Annotated in this window: 14 protein-coding genes; 8 read left to right on the top strand and 6 right to left on the bottom strand. The window is 63.0% G+C overall.

The window, feature by feature from the left end:
• Positions 1-171: 171 nt before the first annotated feature.
• The 3 genes from DLM46_RS07665 to DLM46_RS07655 form a co-directional block, all read right to left on the bottom strand.
• The gene (locus DLM46_RS07665) at positions 172-1,824 is read right to left on the bottom strand and encodes a sialidase family protein (RefSeq protein WP_115100161.1); all 1,653 of its coding nucleotides are present in this window, start codon (positions 1,822-1,824) and stop codon (positions 172-174) included.
• A gap of 933 nt (positions 1,825-2,757) precedes the next feature.
• Positions 2,758-3,390 carry a malonic semialdehyde reductase gene (locus DLM46_RS07660; protein WP_115100160.1) on the bottom strand — a complete coding sequence of 211 codons (633 nt, stop codon included), beginning with the start codon at positions 3,388-3,390 and terminating at the stop codon, positions 2,758-2,760.
• Positions 3,391-3,704: 314 nt separating this feature from the next.
• Complete coding sequence (locus tag DLM46_RS07655) at positions 3,705-4,619, bottom strand: glutaminase (protein ID WP_115100159.1); 915 nt, start codon at positions 4,617-4,619, stop codon at positions 3,705-3,707.
• Positions 4,620-4,766: 147 nt separating this feature from the next.
• Here DLM46_RS07655 and DLM46_RS07650 point away from each other — a divergent pair, with 147 nt between their 5' ends.
• Positions 4,767-5,519, top strand: a complete 753-nt coding sequence (locus DLM46_RS07650; RefSeq protein ID WP_115100158.1) for an AraC family transcriptional regulator — start codon at positions 4,767-4,769, stop codon at positions 5,517-5,519.
• Between the two features lie 77 nt (positions 5,520-5,596).
• Here DLM46_RS07650 and DLM46_RS07645 read toward each other — a convergent pair whose 3' ends face one another.
• Positions 5,597-7,174 carry a DHA2 family efflux MFS transporter permease subunit gene (locus tag DLM46_RS07645; RefSeq protein ID WP_115100157.1) on the bottom strand — a complete coding sequence of 526 codons (1,578 nt, stop codon included), beginning with the start codon at positions 7,172-7,174 and terminating at the stop codon, positions 5,597-5,599.
• A gap of 407 nt (positions 7,175-7,581) precedes the next feature.
• Between DLM46_RS07645 and DLM46_RS07640 the strand changes: the two genes are divergently transcribed.
• From DLM46_RS07640 to DLM46_RS07630, 3 genes are all read left to right on the top strand, one after another.
• Positions 7,582-8,235 carry an alpha/beta hydrolase gene (locus DLM46_RS07640; protein ID WP_115100156.1) on the top strand — a complete coding sequence of 218 codons (654 nt, stop codon included), beginning with the start codon at positions 7,582-7,584 and terminating at the stop codon, positions 8,233-8,235.
• 197 nt (positions 8,236-8,432) lie between these two features.
• Positions 8,433-9,485: a rod shape-determining protein gene (mreB, locus tag DLM46_RS07635; RefSeq protein ID WP_115100155.1), complete on the top strand. Its 1,053-nt coding sequence runs from the start codon at positions 8,433-8,435 to the stop codon at positions 9,483-9,485.
• A gap of 256 nt (positions 9,486-9,741) precedes the next feature.
• Positions 9,742-10,530 carry an alpha/beta fold hydrolase gene (locus tag DLM46_RS07630; RefSeq protein WP_115100154.1) on the top strand — a complete coding sequence of 263 codons (789 nt, stop codon included), beginning with the start codon at positions 9,742-9,744 and terminating at the stop codon, positions 10,528-10,530.
• 39 nt (positions 10,531-10,569) lie between these two features.
• On the opposite strand, the gene DLM46_RS07625 is transcribed toward DLM46_RS07630, so the two are convergent.
• A complete protein-coding gene (locus DLM46_RS07625) occupies positions 10,570-10,971 on the bottom strand; it encodes a hypothetical protein (RefSeq protein WP_115100153.1) in 402 nt (133 codons plus the stop codon).
• A 415-nt stretch (positions 10,972-11,386) separates the two neighbouring features.
• Between DLM46_RS07625 and gltA the strand changes: the two genes are divergently transcribed.
• Positions 11,387-12,685, top strand: coding sequence for a citrate synthase (gene gltA / locus DLM46_RS07620; RefSeq protein WP_115100152.1), 1,299 nt, complete (start codon positions 11,387-11,389; stop codon positions 12,683-12,685).
• A 206-nt stretch (positions 12,686-12,891) separates the two neighbouring features.
• Here the strand turns inward: gltA and DLM46_RS38960 are convergent, their stop codons facing one another.
• Positions 12,892-13,080 (bottom strand): hypothetical protein, encoded by a 189-nt coding sequence (locus tag DLM46_RS38960; RefSeq protein WP_133300306.1) that lies wholly within the window; start codon positions 13,078-13,080, stop codon positions 12,892-12,894.
• 120 nt (positions 13,081-13,200) lie between these two features.
• Between DLM46_RS38960 and DLM46_RS07615 the strand changes: the two genes are divergently transcribed.
• From DLM46_RS07615 to DLM46_RS07605, 3 genes are all read left to right on the top strand, one after another.
• Positions 13,201-15,480, top strand: a complete 2,280-nt coding sequence (locus DLM46_RS07615; protein WP_115100151.1) for an amylo-alpha-1,6-glucosidase — start codon at positions 13,201-13,203, stop codon at positions 15,478-15,480.
• Between the two features lie 204 nt (positions 15,481-15,684).
• Entirely contained in the window at positions 15,685-16,539 is an 855-nt protein-coding gene (locus DLM46_RS07610) for a MurR/RpiR family transcriptional regulator (RefSeq protein WP_115100150.1), read from the top strand.
• 164 nt (positions 16,540-16,703) lie between these two features.
• The gene (locus DLM46_RS07605) at positions 16,704-17,762 is read left to right on the top strand and encodes a C45 family autoproteolytic acyltransferase/hydrolase (protein WP_115100149.1); all 1,059 of its coding nucleotides are present in this window, start codon (positions 16,704-16,706) and stop codon (positions 17,760-17,762) included.
• Position 17,763 lies beyond the last annotated feature (1 nt).

The following is a 17,763-nucleotide window of genomic DNA, read 5'->3' as shown; positions in this document are numbered from 1 at the left end:
GGCGCTGGTCTATGCAGCGCCTCGGATGTGTCCACGTACGGCGTCGCAGTTTGCCACAGACTGGCTCAAGGCAGTTGCGAGGGGTGCTTCCGGTGTGGTGCTTCCTGAATGGGAGGCGATCGATGACGGAGGACCGGGCGGCGACCCTCCTTCAGTCGCCGCCGGTTGCGCTCACGGCAATGAGATCTGGCGGGTGAATTCCGCCGTCACGTTGTGACCCGTGGCTATGCCGAATACCGGGTACACGGTCGTGGGCCCGCTAGCAGTCAAGCCCATGTAATCGCCGAGGAAATGGCCACGCGCCACGGGAGCGTCAAGTATGTTGAACGAGGCTGTGGTCAGAGGCTCCTCATTGCCCCAGTTGGCAGGCTTCGTGCAATCGCTGGAGGTAGGGCAGAAGAGCGCGAAATAGTCGGTGCCCTCGATGCCAGGTGTCTTCCCGTCGTTACGAAAGTCGTAGTACGTCACCACGACCGTCTTGCCGTCGCCCGACGCCACCACCGCGGGGATGAAGGCCTGCTGACGGCACGGATTCGTGGCATTCGCCGGCGTCTTGTTGATCATCACCGGCGCCGACCAGGTTAGCCCGCCGTCATCCGACTCGCTGAAGACGATGCTGTCGATCGGGATTGACCCAGTGGAACTTGTGGGGGTGGGGCACATGGCCTTCGAAAAGCGATCGTCCTGCCAGGCGAGATAGATTGCCCCCGTGACTGGGTTCACAGCCACGCTGTAGAGAATGGAGGCATCGCGTATCCGCCCGCCGGTGTCCGGAGTGACCACTCTGACCACGTGAATATCGTTGGCGAACGTTGGCCCGCTCCAGCTCGCTCCCTTATCCGTGGACTTGATATAGCCGATGCTGAGACCCGAATTCGTGACACCGATCGCGGTGAAGAAATCGAGCACGGTCCCATCAGGCAACACCCGCACGATGTTGTCGATCGTCTGTTTGTTCGTGCCCGGCTGGTAGATCGGGGCGGCCGTGCTCCAGGTCACGCCATTGTCGATGGATCGCGAGAAGAAGGTCGGGCCGGTAAAATTAAATTTGAAGGACGGAGCACCGCCCGCTGTAGCGTTAAGCAATTCGCGCGCGATTGCGACACCATCGTTTTCCGCGAGCAATTGAGCGCCGTTCTTGGTTGGCGGGAAAACGCTCAGCTGATCCCACACCGCATAGACATTATTGCTTGCGGTCGGATCGGCGGTGAGCGAGTTCTTGTCATTGAGCACGTGCGGCGAGTTGTTGCGGATCAGCGTAACCGGAGTTTGCCACGTCGCGCCGTGGTCGACGGACCGGCTGACCAGCAGCCCGCTATTTCGTGCGCCAAACGGAGTCGTCGCCCTCATCGGATCCAACACCAGCGAGAAGAAGAAGGCCGTTCCATTTTGCGCAAAGTCTACCCAGGGATCGGAGGCACGACCGAATTTACCCCCGGTGCACTCGGTAACGCCGGTCGGGATCGAATTGGTCCAGCTGCTGCCCGCATCGTTGGAGACGACGCCGACGAGCCCGCGTGAGCCACCGTCGTCCCAGCGGTCCTGCTGGTGGCCGACGAGGAGGCGAGACGGGTCGGTCGGATCAGCCGCCACCCACGGCTCGATCAACGTGGCTGGATAAAGGATGCTCCCGAATGCGGCCTCCTGCGCGTGCACCTGGTCGGCAGTGCAGCCACTGAACGGATCGCCCGCGGCCACCTGGACGAGTGGGCCGAGCGTCTGCGCCTGGGAGCCTGTGCCAATCGCGCACGTGAGTGCGATGATGCCGCCACCTGCGAGACCCTGGGAAATAAAACGGGATAGGCGTCTGGAAATTGATTTCATTTTGTGCCTCGCGAAAAAGGGTAAAACGCCTTTTGCACTGCCGGCAGCACATCACCGGCACGATGACTCTCGCCGTGTGAACGGCCGATTTACGTGCGCAAAACGACTTGCCCCGCCGCAAAACCACCGATTGCTGCCACCCACCGAGAGATTCGCCTCCATAAACACACTAGGTCGCGGCAACCTCATATGGGTGAAGAATTCAATATGGATGCCGATTGGTCACGCGGCATCCCCACCTTAATTGACGTGGCATGGGGCATGCAGAAGATCGGTCAGAACCTGTCAGAACATGTATGTGCTTGCAGAAACATGGCGCCTCAAATCAACGTGCGCTTTCGACGGCAGAACCGGAGTTTGCCCCACTGCTTTCGTACCCGCGATAAGGTCCATGGTAGCGAGAAGATGACCCGCTCGTCCGCTTACGAGCCTGCTGCAGACAATCAAGATCCGCGGCCGTACATGATCACCGTACACCAGCGTCTCCATGTCACTTCGACTTGTTCGAATCAGCGTCAGGGGAGCCGTTGCCATCTGCAACAAAGGAATCCGCTTCAAACCAGAGTTGATGGCCAAACCGAATGTCTGCAGCGGTCGGCTTTGCAGGACACGGCTGCGATCGCCGAGAATGCGATGGCTGTCGACAGGTGGTGGAGAGAGGACCTATTCCTTGGGACCATGGGGCGCCACGGTCGGTGGGCATGGCGTCTCGGCGCTCGGCGGCACGATTGGCGATGCAGGGCCGGCACCCGTGAGCGTCGGTCTCGGTCGCATGCACCCATGTTTGTGTCGGTCGTATGGGTAGGCCCGCACCGGACCAGAACGTCTTCTTGCATTGGCCGTGCAATTGGGCCCACATGCTGATCCACCAGCACGTGAGCCGTTTGCACCTAGGCGAGGGGGATCAGGCCTGCGAAGCGGGGTTCCTGATGGTCAAAGCAATATGCAGGCCTCGTCAAAATCCAGGCGTGGGCTGCGCGGGAACAGCCCTGCCGGATCACCATAGCCCAGATTGCAGAGGAAATTCGACTTGATGTGGCTGTCGGGAAAGTGCTCCTGCTGGAAGGCGCCCTCCTGTGCGCTCGCAGGAAAAAATTCATGGTCGACTTTTGCATGATCGAACCCGGACATCGGACCACAATCCAGTCCGAGCGAGCGGGCAGCCAGGATGAAATAAGCCCCTTGTAGCGAGCTATTGCGCCGTGCCGTGACCTCGGCCAGTTCCGGTGTGTCGGCGAACCAGGCTCGCGCATCTGCGTGCGGGAACAGTTTAGGCAGCTTGTCATAGAACTTGCCGTCATAAGCGATGATGGCCGTCACCGGTGCACCCATCGTCTTGTCGATGTTGCCTGGTGCCAATGCCGGCAGAAGTCGTTGCTTCGCTTCCTGACTGCGCAGGAACAGAAAACGTGCTGGGCTGCAGTTTGCGCTCGTTGGACACCACTTCATCAGCTCGTAGAGTTCGCGCAATGTGTCATCACTGACCGGTTTAGGCAGCCAGCTATTGTGGGTTCGGGCCTGGCGGAACAGCAGATCCATCCCTTCTTCATTCAATCGCTTGTCCATAATTGCCTCCCAACGGAAACGGACGTTGCAGGTTGCCTTCCTGCATCAACAACCACGAATTCCTGGAGGGCGATATGCCTTCCAAGCGTTTCGTGAACTTTCGTGAACATCACGCAGCTGGTCATCGATGAGCTGAGCGCAGCCCCGTTCGGGTGTTATAGACGTACCACGCGTCGTTCATGGAAAAATTTGCGCGGTCGGGTACCAGTGACGCTCCAGGGAGCACCCTGCTGTTTTGCAATGCAACAGAGCACTCGGGCGTCAACCGGCAAATACGGACACCCAAACTTTTTGGGGTGTCTGCGCGAGTGGTATCAAAAAATCGACTGCGCGGTAAGCGTGGTCAACCATTCCAATGCCAACACGCCCGCCAGCGAATTGCCGTTGGTGTCGAGCCCAGGCGACCACACGCACACGGCCATCTCGCCGGGCAGCACGGCGACGATTCCGCCGCCCACGCCGCTTTTCGCCGGCAAGCCGACCCGATAGACGAAATCGCCCGCAGCATCGTAGGTGCCGCAGGTCAGCATCAGCGCGGACAGACGCTTGGCGGAACTGGTGTCGAGAATCCGCTCGCCGGTGGCGGGCACGACACCGTGGTTGGCCAGAAACAGCGCCGCTTTCGCCAGTTCGACGCAACTCATCGAAATCGCGCACTGCCGGCAATAAGCGTCGACCACCACTTGCGGCGGCATCTCCATGTTGCCGAAGCTCGCCATGAAGTGCGCCATCGCCTGGTTGCGGTGGGCGTGCTGCCGTTCAGACTGGGCGACGCGCGAATCGTAGTCGATGCTCGTTTCGCCGGTCAGGCGCCGCATGAATTCGACCAGCGCCGTCTCGGCCTGCACGAAGCGGCGGCACAGCACGTCGGTGACGACCAGCGCGCCCGCGTTGATGAACGGATTGCGCGGCTTGCCCTGTTCGGCTTCGAGCTGGACCAGCGAGTTGAACGCGGTGCCGGAAGGCTCGCGCCCGACGCGCTGCCACAACGCGTCGCCGAGCAGCCGGAACGCCATGGTGCAGGCGAACAGCTTGGAGATGCTCTGGATGGAAAAGCGCGTGTCGGCGGCGCCGGTGCGAAACACTTCGCCCGAGGTCGTGACGATTGCCATGCCGAAGCTGTCGGCGGGGACTTTTGCCAGCTCCGGAATGTAGTCGGCTACTTTGCCGGTGCCCAGATAAGGCTGGAGATCGCGATGAATCTGTTCGAGGATGGATGAGTAGTTCATTGGGCTCGGACCGTTGGAGCCGCGATTTTACCGACAACCCGGAGCGAATTGTTCGTGCGGCGCCGAGCGCCCAGGCGCGAACCTCGTTTGCGGCGGCTATGCTAGTCTTTCTGTCTTTCCAACGACAACCGGGCAAAACGGACACCCATGACGGGAGCCTTCGATCCGGACCTCATCGAGCGTTCGGTATTCGTGGTCGAGGAACGGTACGATGCGCTGGACGAGCCGTTGCACGCGTGCGGTCGCGCGCGTCTGATTCACGCGAGCGAAGGCGTACTGACCGTGCGCACCGAAATCGCACGGTGGGTGGTGCCGCCGGGCCACGCCGTCTGGATGCTGCCGGACGTGTTGCATCGCCTGTCCGCAGCCGAACCGGTGCGGCTCTATTCGCTGTATGCCGAGGCGGACGCGGTGCCGCTGCCAGGACAGGGCGCGGCGGTCGTGCTCGACCGGCTGGTGGAGGCCTTGCTAATCGCGGTGGCCGATTTGCCGAAGGACGAGCCGCTCGATGCCCCGTCCACGCGCCTCGTGCAAGTATTGCTGGACCGGCTGCCGGGTCTGCCTGCCGCACCGCTGGCGGTGAACTGGCCACGCGATCTGCGCGCCCAGCGGATCGCCGACGCGCTGAGCGCCAACCCGGCGGAACAGGCGGTGCTCGAGGATCTGGCGGCCGCTGCCGGCGTCACCGCTCGCACCGCGGCGCGCCTGTTCGTCAAGGAGACCGGGCTGACCTTCGGCCAGTGGCGCCAGCAATTGCGGCTGCTCGTTGCGCTGGAGCGCCTGGGCGCGGGCGCCAGCGTCACGCAGGTGGCGCTCGAAGTCGGCTACAACGATGTGTCGTCGTTTATCGCGGTGTTCCGCGACGCGTTCGGCGACACGCCGGCGCGCTATTTCCGCTGACGTTATGGCGCAAATTGCGCCGCTTCACGAACGCGAAGCGTCACGCTGCCCCTGTGGGTCGCTCCGGTCCGCCGCCATCAGTGCGCGCCCGCCGCACCCGGTCCGCCGCCGCCTTTGGCCGGCCGCGTAATCCAGATCAGCGGAATGATCAGAATGAAAATGATCGCCGACACATAAAAGATGTCGTTCAGGCCCATCATCGCGGCCTGCGTGTTCACGGTGAAGTCGAACAGCGCATGCGCCGATTGCGTATTCAGATGCAGCAGCGACTGGGTCGAATCGATCTGCTGGTTGAACAGCGGGTTGTCGACGGTGGCGCGCTCGGTGAGCCGCTCGTGATGCAGCACCGTGCGGTTGTTCCACTCGTTGCCGGCGACCGAGGTGCCCACCGCGCCGCAAAACACCCGCACGAAATTCGACAGGCCCGCAGCGGCCGGAATCCTGTTCGGCGGCTGGCCGGACAGAATGATCGAGGTCAGCGGCACGAAGAACAGCGCCATCGGAATGCCTTGCAGCAGCGTGGGTATCACGAGGTGCCACGTGTCGATTTCGATCACGTACTTCGAGCGCATATAGAACACGATCGCGAAGCCGACAAAGGCGAGGGTGGCGATGATACGCGCGTCGGAGCGCGGCAGCACGCGGCCCATCACCGGCGCGAGCAGCACGGCGAAGACGCCGAGCGGCGCGGTGACCAGACCCGCATCCACCGAACGGTAGTTCAGATACTCCTGCATCCATTGCGGCAACAGCACCAGGTTGCCGAAAAACACGCCGTACGCGACCGAAATCGCAATCGTGCCGCCGAGAAAATTACGCTGCGTGAAGAGCCGCAAATCGACGATCGGATGCTCCTCGGTCAGCTCCCACACAAGGAAAAACGCAAAGCTGATGAGCGCCGTGATGCCCAGGATCACGATCACCGGCGACGAGAACCAGTCGAGGTCCTTGCCCTTGTCGAGCATGATCTGCAACGAGGCGACCCAGGCAACCAGCAAGCCGAGGCCGATCACGTCGATCGGCGGTCTGCGGGTGGCGGACTCGCGGTTGCGGTAGATCATCCACGTGACGCCGGCCGCGAATATGCCGACCGGAATGTTGATGTAGAAGATCCACGACCAGCTGTAACGATCGGTGATCCAGCCGCCGAGCGCGGGGCCGGCAATCGGGCCGACGGTCGCCGTCATGGCCCATAACGAGAGCGCGGTCGACGCTTTCTCCTTCGGGTACGAGCCGAGCAGAATGGCCTGCGACAGCGGAATCAGCGGACCTGCCACGGCGCCCTGAAAGACCCGCGCGATCAGCAGGATCGGCAGCGTCGGCGCAATGCCGCACAGCCACGAAGCCAGCACGAACATCAGAATCGCGCTAACGAACAGCTTCACCTGGCCGAAGCGCTGCGTGAGCCAGCCGGTCAGCGGAATCGACACCGCGTTGGCGGCGGCGAACACCGTGATGACCCATGTGCCTTCGTCGACCGAAACGCCGAGGTTGCCCGAAATGGTCGGGATCGCGACGTTCGCAATCGACGTGTCGAGCACGTTCATGAAGGTGGCGAGCGCGACGGCGATGGTCGCCAGAACCAGTTGGCCGCCTTTTAGCGGCGGCGGTGGTGCCGGCGGTGTGGCGGCTTGCGCGGAAGTGGGCTGGCTCAAACAATTCTCCGGACAGAATATCGGCGGATCTTCCGTGCGCCGCTCGCGCGCGGCGCCGGGCGGTCAGTCAAGCGAGTGGGCAGCTAAGGACGTTGCGGGACCACGGTGCGCGGCCGGCACGGCGCAAGCTGTTCGCGCCGAGGCGGGCTGTCGCGCGCCGTCCGGGAGCGTGCCAGTAAGCGTGATCGAAGCCGTGACCAAAGCCGTGACCAAAGCCGTAATCAAAGCCTAGGTGGAACGCTCGCAAAGCATAACTGCATTCACGCATAGACGTAGCCGGCGCGGGCAGGCTCGCGGGCACAAAGCCATCCGGCAGCGTATCCTCGCGGCTGGGGCAACACGCCGCCGCGCAGCTCATCGCGCGTGCGGAAATACGAACTGGAAGCATCGGGAGAAAGGAAATCGATATGGCCTGGGAGCAATTCGAACACGGGTGGCGGCGCGCGCCGGCCAAGGCGCCTGCGAAGGCATTGGTGGTGGTGCTGCACGGCGTCGGCAGCAATGCCCGCGATCTGATGCCGCTCGCGGACATCTGGAGCGAGTCCTTGCCGGATGTCGCGTTTGTGTCGCTCGACGGCAGCGAAGAATTCGACGGCGGTTTTGGCGGGCGTCAGTGGTTCAGCCTGCGCGAAGTCGATGAAGGCAACCGCGAGGCGCGCGTCGCCGCCGCTTATCCGGCGCTGCGGCGGATGCTCGAAGCCGAGCTGGCGCACTGGCAGCTTCCTTTCGACCGGCTTGCACTGGTGGGCTTCTCGCAAGGCTCGATCATGTCGATGCATCACGTGGCGACCAGCGCGGAAGGCGCAGCCGCCGTCGTCGCGTATTCGGGCCGGCTCGGCTCGGCGATCGTCGCGCACAGCGCCACGCCGCTCACGCTGGTGCACGGCGAAGCAGACGAAGTGATCCCGGTGCGCGAACTGGAATATGCCGCCAATGCTTTCAGCAACGCAGGCTATAGCGTCGACGCCTACGTGTTGCCCGGCATTGGTCACACCATTAATGCCGACGGTGTCGAACTCGGTCGCGAGGCGTTGGTGAGCGCGCTGGGCAAGGTGTCGTAAGACTGACACGGCCCTGATTGAAAAATCGGTCTAAAGAATTTGATCTGCTTGTCGTTAACTGCTCATTAGCACGAGAATCACCCCCGCCGCGCGGACCGCGCAACGCCCGTCAGGACGTGCCGAGCGGCTCGGGTGACCGGGGGCGCATTTTCCAGACTGCCCGGCAAGGGCGGATAACGATACAGCAGAGCCTTCCTATGGCCAGACCGACGCCGCATTACCCGCTTTTCGATCGCCTGTTCCGCCACACCGTGGCGGTCGACCTCGGCACGGCCAATACGCTGATCTATACCGACCACGGCGGCATCGTGCTGAATCAGCCGTCGGTCGTCTGTTTCGAGAAACAGCCCGCCGCCGGGCAGATACGCGTGGCCGCGGTCGGCACCGAGGCCCGGCAATTGCTCGGCCGCGCGCCGCGTAATCTCGAGGCCGTGCGGCCGATGCGGCACGGCGTCATCGCCAATTTCTCGGCCGCCGAGCACATGATCCGGCAATTCGTCGACATGGCGCGCCCGCGGCCTCTGTTCAGCCGGCGTGCTGCTTTCACGCTGTGCGTGCCGGCGGGGGCAACCCACGTCGAGCGTCGCGCGATCCGGGAAGCGGCGGTGGCGGCCGGTGCGTGGAAAGTGAGCCTGATCGGCGAATCGCTGGCGTCGGCGGTCGGCGCGGGCCTGCCGGTGTCCGAGGCGACCGGGTCGATGGTGGTCGATATTGGCGGCGGCACCACCGAAGTCGGTGTGATCGCGCTGGGCGGCACGGCGTATAGCGGCTCGATCCGCGTGGGCGGCGACAGCTTCGATATGGCGATCGTCAGTTATGTGCGCAGTCTGTACGGCGTGCTGCTCGGCGAGCAAACCGCCGAGCACGTGAAGAAAAGCATCGGTTCGGCCGTGCGCGACGTGCCGATGGAGCATATGAACGCCACCGGGCGCAGCGTCGACGACGGCCTGCCGCGCACGGTTCAACTGAGCAACCACGATATTGCCGACGCGATCGACGGCCCGCTGCGGCAGGTGATCGGCGCGGTGAAGCGCGCGCTCGAAACGGCGCCGGCCGAGCTGGTGACCGATATCGCGCATAGCGGCATCGTGCTGACCGGCGGCGGCGCGCTGCTCGCCAACCTGAGCCGGCGGCTGACCAACGAACTGGGGCTCGACGTCCGCGTCGCCGACGAACCGCTGACGTGTGCGGTGCGCGGCGCGGCCGCTGCTGCCGCCGCCGGTTTGCTGGACGATAGCGCCTACGCGTGACGCGCGAGTGACGCGGCGAATTCAGCGCCGGTCCTGTGGCGTAAGCTCCGGCGCGCATTTCGCGCCTATGTGACAATACGCGACGCGTCCCATTTGCCGGGACGCAAGCTCGCTTTCTTTTTCTTTCCCCGATCTTTTCGAGCCGGCGCTGGCGCCGTCGCCTTCAGACGTTGCCGCGCGGTCCGTGAATCCACCTGTGAATCAACCTGTTTCCGCTTCGTCCCCGTCCTTTATCGAACTGCAAAGCGGTTTGCGCATGCCTTACGTCGAAAACGGCGAAGGCGAACTGCTGCTGTTCGTGCACGGCTCGCTATGCGACTACCGCTATTGGCAGCCGCAACTCGCCGGCCTTTCGAGGCATTACCGCTCGGTCGCGGTGAGTCTCACGCACTACTGGCCGGTGACCGATACCGAGCCCGGGCTGCCGTTCAGCTGGAGCCGGCATGCGGACGAAGTGGCCGAGTTCATCGACCGTTTCGGTGCCGGTCCGGCGCACGTGGTCGGTCATTCGCGCGGCGGTTGCGTCGCCTATCATTTCGCGCGACGCCATCGGGAATGGGTGCGCACCTTGACGCTCGCCGATCCGGGCGGCCCGTTGCAGATTGCCGGGCGGCCGCCCGCGCAATTGCCGGAGACGGTCAACGCGTTGCGCGCCAAAGCCGCGCAACTGATCGAAGAGGGTGAGGTGGACGCCGGCTTGCAGCTGTTCGTCGATTCGGTGAGCCGGCCCGGTTTCTGGGCGATGAGCACGCCGGGCTTTCGCAGAATGGCGACCGACAACGCGCACACGCTCGCACGCCAGTTCCGCGACCCGCTGCCCGCGTATGTGCCCGAGGAAGCCGCCGGAATACGCTGCCCGGTGCTGCTCATCGATGGCGAAAAGAGCCCGGACATGTTCCGCCGTACGGCGACCGCCCTGCAAGCGTGGTTGCCGGATGCGCGCCGCGAAACGGTGCGCGGCGCGTCGCACGGAATGAATCTCGCGCATCCGGCCGCGTTCAACCGCTATGTCGACGAATTCATTCGCGCCATGCGCGTGCGATGAGCCCGAGCGGGGCGGCGCCCGGCTCAGTACCGATGAAGCTCAGGCCTTGCGATGCGCGTCGGTATCGAGTGCGCGTTCCGCGGCTTCGCCGACTAGGCCGTGGTAATACAGATGCACGCCGATCGCGAGCGAGTCGTTGCGAATCTCGTGGAACGCTTTCCACGCCTTGACAGGGTCCTTGAACAGCAGGTAATGCGCCTCTTGTGCAATCAGGTCCGCGACTTGATGCAGACCGTGACCATGCAATACGTTCACCAATGTATCGAGACTGCGATGGGTGCGTGCGTCGGTACGCGGGTAGAGCATATGCAGCACCGCGACGTTTTGCGTCTTCAGCGCCGACGACAAGGCAACGACGATGTCCTGATGGTTCAGTGCGGAGACGATGCTGTCTTCGTTGTGGACATGATCCGGAAACAGCGTTTCGAGCGAGGCGTTCATCTGGTCCTTCCTGTTGTTCTGGCTGATTAAAAAGGCCCGCCGTAGGAAGGCGGGCCAAAGACAGCGATGTGCTTGCAGGGGAGGCAAAGCACGCATTCAGTATCGCAGAGCCGCCGTGCTTGTGCTGCCCGTCTGAAGCAAAACATTGTTGCACCAGGCGCACCAGCTTTCATTTGGCTGCCATTGGGCGGTTGGCACATAGTGCATGTTCGCGCGGCGTCCTCAGGGAGCTTTGCGGCCACGTCAGGCAACGAATGTTGCGCCAGCCGAGATGGATTGTTGCCGTCAATCGCCGCAATCAATGCCTGATCGAACCGTAGAATGCGAAGCGGAGCCTGAGCATGCCTAAACACGCAAGCGCGATGATCGAGCATGCCGGCATGTGTGCGATGTGCATGTAAAAGGAAACGTGTAGATGAACTCGAAGACACACGCGACGCTGAGCTTTTCCGACAGCGACCAGACGATTGATTTGCCGATTTATCAGGGCACGCTCGGACCGGATGTGATCGACATCCGCAAACTGTATGGGCAGACGGGCAAGTTCACGTACGACCCGGGTTTCATGTCGACGGCGGCCTGCAATTCCGAAATCACGTATATCGACGGTGACGAAGGCGAGCTGCTGTACCGCGGCTACCCGATCGACAATCTGGCGCAAAACGCCGATTTCCTCGAAACCTGTTATCTGCTGCTAAAGGGCGAACTGCCGAACGCGCAGCAGAATGAAGAGTTCGTCAACACCGTCACGCAGCACACGATGGTGCACGAGCAGATGCACTTCTTCTTCCGCGGCTTCCGCCGCGACGCGCACCCGATGGCGATTCTGGTCGCCGCAGTCGGCGCGCTGTCGGCGTTCTATCACGACTCGCTGGACATCAATAATCCGCAGCACCGCGAAGTATCCGCGATCCGCATGATCGCGAAGCTGCCGACGCTGGTGGCGATGGCCTACAAATACACCGTGGGTCAGCCGTTCGTGTATCCGAAGAACGATCTGTCGTACAGCGCGAATTTCATGCGAATGATGTTTGCCAATCCTGCCGAGGAGTACAAGGTCAACGACGTGCTGGTGCGCGCGCTCGACCGCATCCTGATCCTGCATGCCGACCACGAGCAGAATGCATCGACTTCGACGGTGCGTCTCGCCGGGTCGTCGGGTGCGAATCCGTTTGCCTGTATTGCCGCAGGGATTGCTTGCCTGTGGGGGCCGGCGCATGGCGGCGCGAATGAAGCGGCGCTGAGCATGCTGGAAGAGATTGGTTCGGTCGACCACATTCCCGAGTTCATTGCGAAGGTGAAGGACAAGAACTCCGGCGTGAAGCTGATGGGCTTCGGTCACCGCGTCTACAAGAACTACGATCCGCGTGCGAAGCTGATGCGCGAAACCTGCCATGAAGTGCTGGAAGAGCTGGGCCTGCACGACGACCCGCTGTTCAAGCTGGCCATGGCGCTGGAAAAGATCGCACTGGAAGACGAATACTTCGTGTCGCGCAAGCTGTACCCGAACGTCGACTTCTACTCGGGCATCGTGCAGCGCGCGCTGGGCATTCCGACCTCGATGTTCACGTGTATCTTCGCGATGGCGCGTACGGTCGGCTGGATTGCGCAGTGGAACGAAATGATTGCCGATCCTGAGCAGAAGATTGGCCGCCCGCGGCAATTGTTTGTTGGTGAGGGTCCGCGCGAGGCCAAGCCGGTCGCCAAACGGTGATTTTTTGCGCGTAGCGAGTGAGGTGGGTTTTTGCCTGCGCGGCGCTTGTTGTCTGTATGCCTGCGGCGTTGGTCTTGGTTTTTGTGCCTGTGTGGCACTTATGTTCGTGCTCCCCCGCACAGGGGGAAAGCTAATAGACCACAAAGAAAACAAGGAAAGGCCAACGCCGCAGGCAGCACGAACATAAGCGCCGCGAAGGCAATCAATCAAGGAAAGACCACCACCGCAGGCAGCACCACCATAAGCGCCGCACAGGCAAAAAAAGCCAAGACCAACACCGTAGGCAAACAGCCATAAGAAGCGCCGCGCAGGCAAATAATCAAGCAAAGACCACCACCGCAGGCAAACCACAATTGCCGCCGCCAAAGGCAAAAAAAAAGCAAAACCGCCTGCATCTCCCATGCCACGAAAAAAACTGAAACTCCAATGTGTTAAGTTCGTCTGACACCCGCAGACCTTCTACAATCGGAAGCGACAGCAGGAACCCGAAAGCGAACCTCACAGGAGCGACCCTGATGCAGCAGCCAGAAGCCCTCGGCGGCCTATCCCACTCGGGCGGCATCGACCACCAGGATATCGAGCCGGACGGCGTATTCATCCCGACGGAAAACCTGAACGTGGCGAGCGCCACCCAGCACGTGCTGAAGTCTGGCGACACCTTCATCGTCAATGACCCCCTCGGCGATATCACCGGCCACGACGACGGCCTCTTCGTCAACGACACCCGCGTTCTCTCGCAACTGCGCCTCACCTTCGGCGGCCGCGCGCCGTCACTGTTGTCGGGCAGCGTCAGCAGCGACAACACTTCGTTCACCGCGCATCTCACGAATCGTCCCTTGCCGCCGCTCGGCGGCGACAGCACCCCCGAAGGCGTGATCCACGTCGAGCGCGTGCGTGTGCTGTCCGGCACCGTTCTCAACGAAGCCATCGAACTCACCAACTACGGCACGAGCGACGCCATCCTGCCGCTGTCGATCTCCTTCGTCAGCGACTTCCGCGACATGTTCGAAGTGCGCGGCCTCAAGCGCGATAAACAGGGGCGCGTCGAACCGGCGCGCGTCGAAAACCACGAGGTGATGCTCGGCTACATCGGCCTTGACGGCGTGGCGCGCAATGTGCAGATCGCCTTCGCACCGCGGCCGGACAAGCTGTTCGCCGACCGCGCCGACTACACGGTGAAGCTGCCGGCGCAAGCGTGTGTGTCGATCTATCTGTCGGTCGCGGTGGACGTCGTCGCGCAAACGGACAAGCCGGGGATGGCCGTGTCGAAGCCGACGCACTCATTGAGCGAAGCCCATCTTTCGCAAATCGACGCGGAGCGCCCGCGTGTCGGCCGCGCCGCGGTGCGCGCCGCGCTGGTCGACGCCCACCTCGTGATGCGCGAACGGCGCCGCGCTACCGCGCGCGTCCGTTCGAGCAATCCGCTGTTCAATGCGTGGATAGACCGCTCGCTCGCCGACCTCGGTCTGCTGACCACCGATCTGGCCACCGGCCCGTATCCGTATGCCGGCATTCCATGGTTCTCGACCCCGTTTGGCCGTGACGCGGTGATCACGTCGTTGCAAACGCTGTGGCTGCAACCGCAATTGGCAGCCGGCGTGCTGCGTTTTCTCGCCGAGCACCAGGCGCGCGAGAATTCACCGTTTCGCGACGCCGCGCCCGGCAAGATCATGCACGAGATGCGCAAGAGCGAAATGGCCGCTACCGGCGAGGTGCCATTCGCGCTGTACTACGGCGGCGTCGACACCACGCCGCTCTTCATCGTGCTGGCCGGCGCCTACGCGGCGCGCACGGGCGACCTCGCGCTGATCGACGAATTGTGGCCGGCGCTCGAACGCGCGGCGCAGTGGGTCGCGGGCGTCTGCGACAAGAACCGTTACGGGCTGCTCGACTATCAACGCGAGTCGGATGGCGGGCTCGCGAATCAGGGCTGGAAGGACAGCCACGATTCGGTATTCCACGCCGACGGCCATTTTCCCGACGGCCCGATTGCATTGGTCGAAGTGCAGGCGTATGCAAGCGCGGCGTTCGACACAATGGCCCATTTTGCCGGACTGCGCGGCCTTGCCGAGCCGGCGGCGCGCTATAAGGAGCGCGCGAGGCAAATCCGCCAGTGCGTCGAAGAAAAGTACTGGATGGAGGAGTCCGGCTTCTACGGCATTGCGCTCGACGGGCACGGCGAACTGTGCCGCGTGATGGCGTCGAATGCGGGGCATCTGCTGGCCTTCGGCCTGCCCGCGCGCGAACGCGGCGAGGCCGTGGTGCGCGCACTCGACTCGACGCTGTTCCACACCGGCTGGGGCGTGCGCACGCTGGCCGCGAGCCAGTCGCGCTTCAACCCGATGGCGTATCACAACGGCTCGGTCTGGCCGCATGACAATGCGCTCTGCGCGCGCGGCCTGTCGCGCTACGGCGGCAAGGCGTCGGCCGTGAAGCTGTTGCAGGCGTTGTTCCAGGCGGCAGTCAATTTCGACATGCGCCTGCCCGAGCTGTTCTGTGGTTTCCCGCGGCGGCGCGGCGAGCCGCCCACCGCCTATCCGGTCGCCTGCCTGCCGCAGGCTTGGGCTGCGGGGTCGCCCTTCATGATGCTCGAAGCCTGTCTCGGCATCACGATCGATGCGGTCAAACGCGAAGTGCTGATCGAACAGCCGATGCTCCCCGAAGGTATCGACTGGCTCGAAGTCGGCGATTTGCGGGTGGGCGATGCGTCCGTATCGATCACGTTCCGGCGCATCGGCGACAAGGTCGTCGCATCGGCCGAGCAGGGCGACGTGCGGGTGGTTGCGCTGCTTTAAGCCGGCGCTTAAGCAGGCATCTGGGCAGGCACCTGAGCGGGCACTTAGGCAGGCATCTGAGCAGGCACCTGAGCAGGTACTTAAGCAGGTACTCAACCAGCGGCCAGGCAGGCGCGAAAAGCACGCGTGAAGTGCTGTTGGATGCGATGCACCGGGTGGTAACATTTGTTGTCATCCCTATCGACCGTTCGCCCGGTACATCGCATGCCAGACAGCTTCGACCAGCTCGCCGCCCTGATCCGGGCGCGCTTCTCCGAACTGAGTCCGCAGTTCCAGATGGGCGCAGGTTTCCTGCTCGATCATCCTGACGAAGTTGCGGTCTCGTCGATGCGCAAAGTGGCCGAGCGCGCGCAGGTGCAACCCGCGTCGCTGGTGCGCTTGTCGCAGCAACTCGGTTTTCCCGGCTGGAACGAATTGCGCGACCTGTTCGTCGCGCGCTTGCGGACGAGGCCCGAGCCGCTCACCAGCCGCGCGCGTTCGCTGGTCAAATCGAAAGACGCGCTGGCGAGCGATCTGCTCGTCGCGCAACAACACAACCTCGAGGTCACCGCCGCGCAGAACGGCCGCGCGATCGTCGAGGCGGCGCGTCTGCTGCGCCGCGCGCCGCATGTGCATGTGGCGGGTTTTCGCTCCTGCTATGCGGTGGCTTTCGGTTTTGTCTACGGCTATCGGCTGTTTCGCTCATCGGTGTCGCTGCTCAACGGCGAGGCCGGTACGCTGGAGATGCAGTTGCGCACGATCGAGCGTGACAGCGCCACCGTCGTCATCAGTTTCGCGCCGTATTCAGTGGAAGCGGCGCGTGTCGCCGAAGGCGCGCTGGAAAAGGGCAGCAAGCTGATTGCGATTACCGACAGCGCGGTCTCGCCCATCGCGCTGAACGCCGACAAGGTGCTGATCTTTTCGCACGAGAGTCCGTCGTTCTTTCCCTCGCTGGTAGCGGCCACGGCGATCTCGGAGGCACTGGTCGCACATCTGCTCGCACTCGAAGGAGCGGATGCGGTCGAGCAACTCGGCATCGCCGAGCAGTCGCTGCATGCGAAAGGCGCGTATGTGCCTTGAGGCTGCCTTGCTGTTACGTTGATTCCGCGCATTTGACCCAGACAGATCTCTGCCGCGAAGCAAGCCTGCTTGGTCTGTATCGCAGTTGCCCCATTTGACAACAAATGTTGTTTGGAAGTATAAACACGTACCGATTGTTGAGTGGGTGGGAGGCGGTGGCGTCGATGCGGGAGCTGAATCTTTTCCAGGTGGCCGGTGAGCCGTATGACATCGGCTACCGGCTGGGCGAACTTGCGCGGCCCGTGTTCGCCGAATACATGGAGCAAAGCGGCGCGTGGCAGGCGGTTCGTCGCTGGCGCGGCGATCCGTTCGTGCAGAAGCTGCGGCAGGCATCCGAGGCGCATTTTCCCGCGCTGCTGGCCGAACTCGAAGGCATGGCGGCGGGGCTCGACTGCTCCGCGGATGACATCTTTCTGTGGAACTGCCGCGGCGAGCTGATTCACAACGCGCCCGACGGTTGCACCACCCTGGCGGGGGCCGCCGGCGGCACGCGTTTCATCGCGCACAACGAAGACGGCGATCCCTATCTGCGCGAGCGCTGTTGTCTGGTTCAGGTGCAACCGGCCGGCAAGCCGGGTTTCGTGAGCTTCTACTACCCGGGATCATTGCCGGGCCATACCTTCGCGGCGAATCGCGCCGGTCTTGTGCAGGCGATCAACAATCTGCGCATTCGCATGCCCGCCGCCGGCGTGCCGCGGATGATTCTCGCGCGTGCGGTGCTCGATGCAACCTCACTCGACGAAGCGCTGCAAACATTGCGCAGCGCGCCGGCTGCAAGCGGCTTTCATCACACGCTCGGCTGCGCGGGCGATGCACGCCTCGTGAGTGTCGAGGCAACCGTGCAGCGCTGCTCCGTGCAGATCGTCGCGAACCTCGCTGGCCATGCGAACCATCTGATTCATCCGGGCTGCGACGCCGAAGCGCAAATCGTGACCGATTCCTCGCGCGACCGTCAGGCGCGCGTCGAGCACTTGCTGCCGGCGCTCGCCAGTCCGTTGAAGGCCGCCGCCTTGCTCGACGTATTGCACGATCGTGCGCCTTCGGGCTTGCCGATCTACCGCGACGATCCACTCGACCCCGACGACGAAAACACGCTCGCTACCGCGCTCTTCGCGATCGGGAACACGGGTGTGGCGATGCAGGTTTTCCGCCAGGGCCGTCTCGCATTCGACACCTTCATCGCACGAACTGCACCTTCGCAGGCCGGAACCCTGACCGGCTAAC

Origin of the sequence: Paraburkholderia lacunae (assembly GCF_003353175.1) — a bacterium.
In the GTDB taxonomy this organism is placed as follows: Bacteria; Pseudomonadota; Gammaproteobacteria; order Burkholderiales; family Burkholderiaceae; genus Paraburkholderia; species Paraburkholderia lacunae.
Note: the sequence above shows the minus strand (reverse complement) of the source record. Positions and strands in the feature narration are given on the sequence as shown.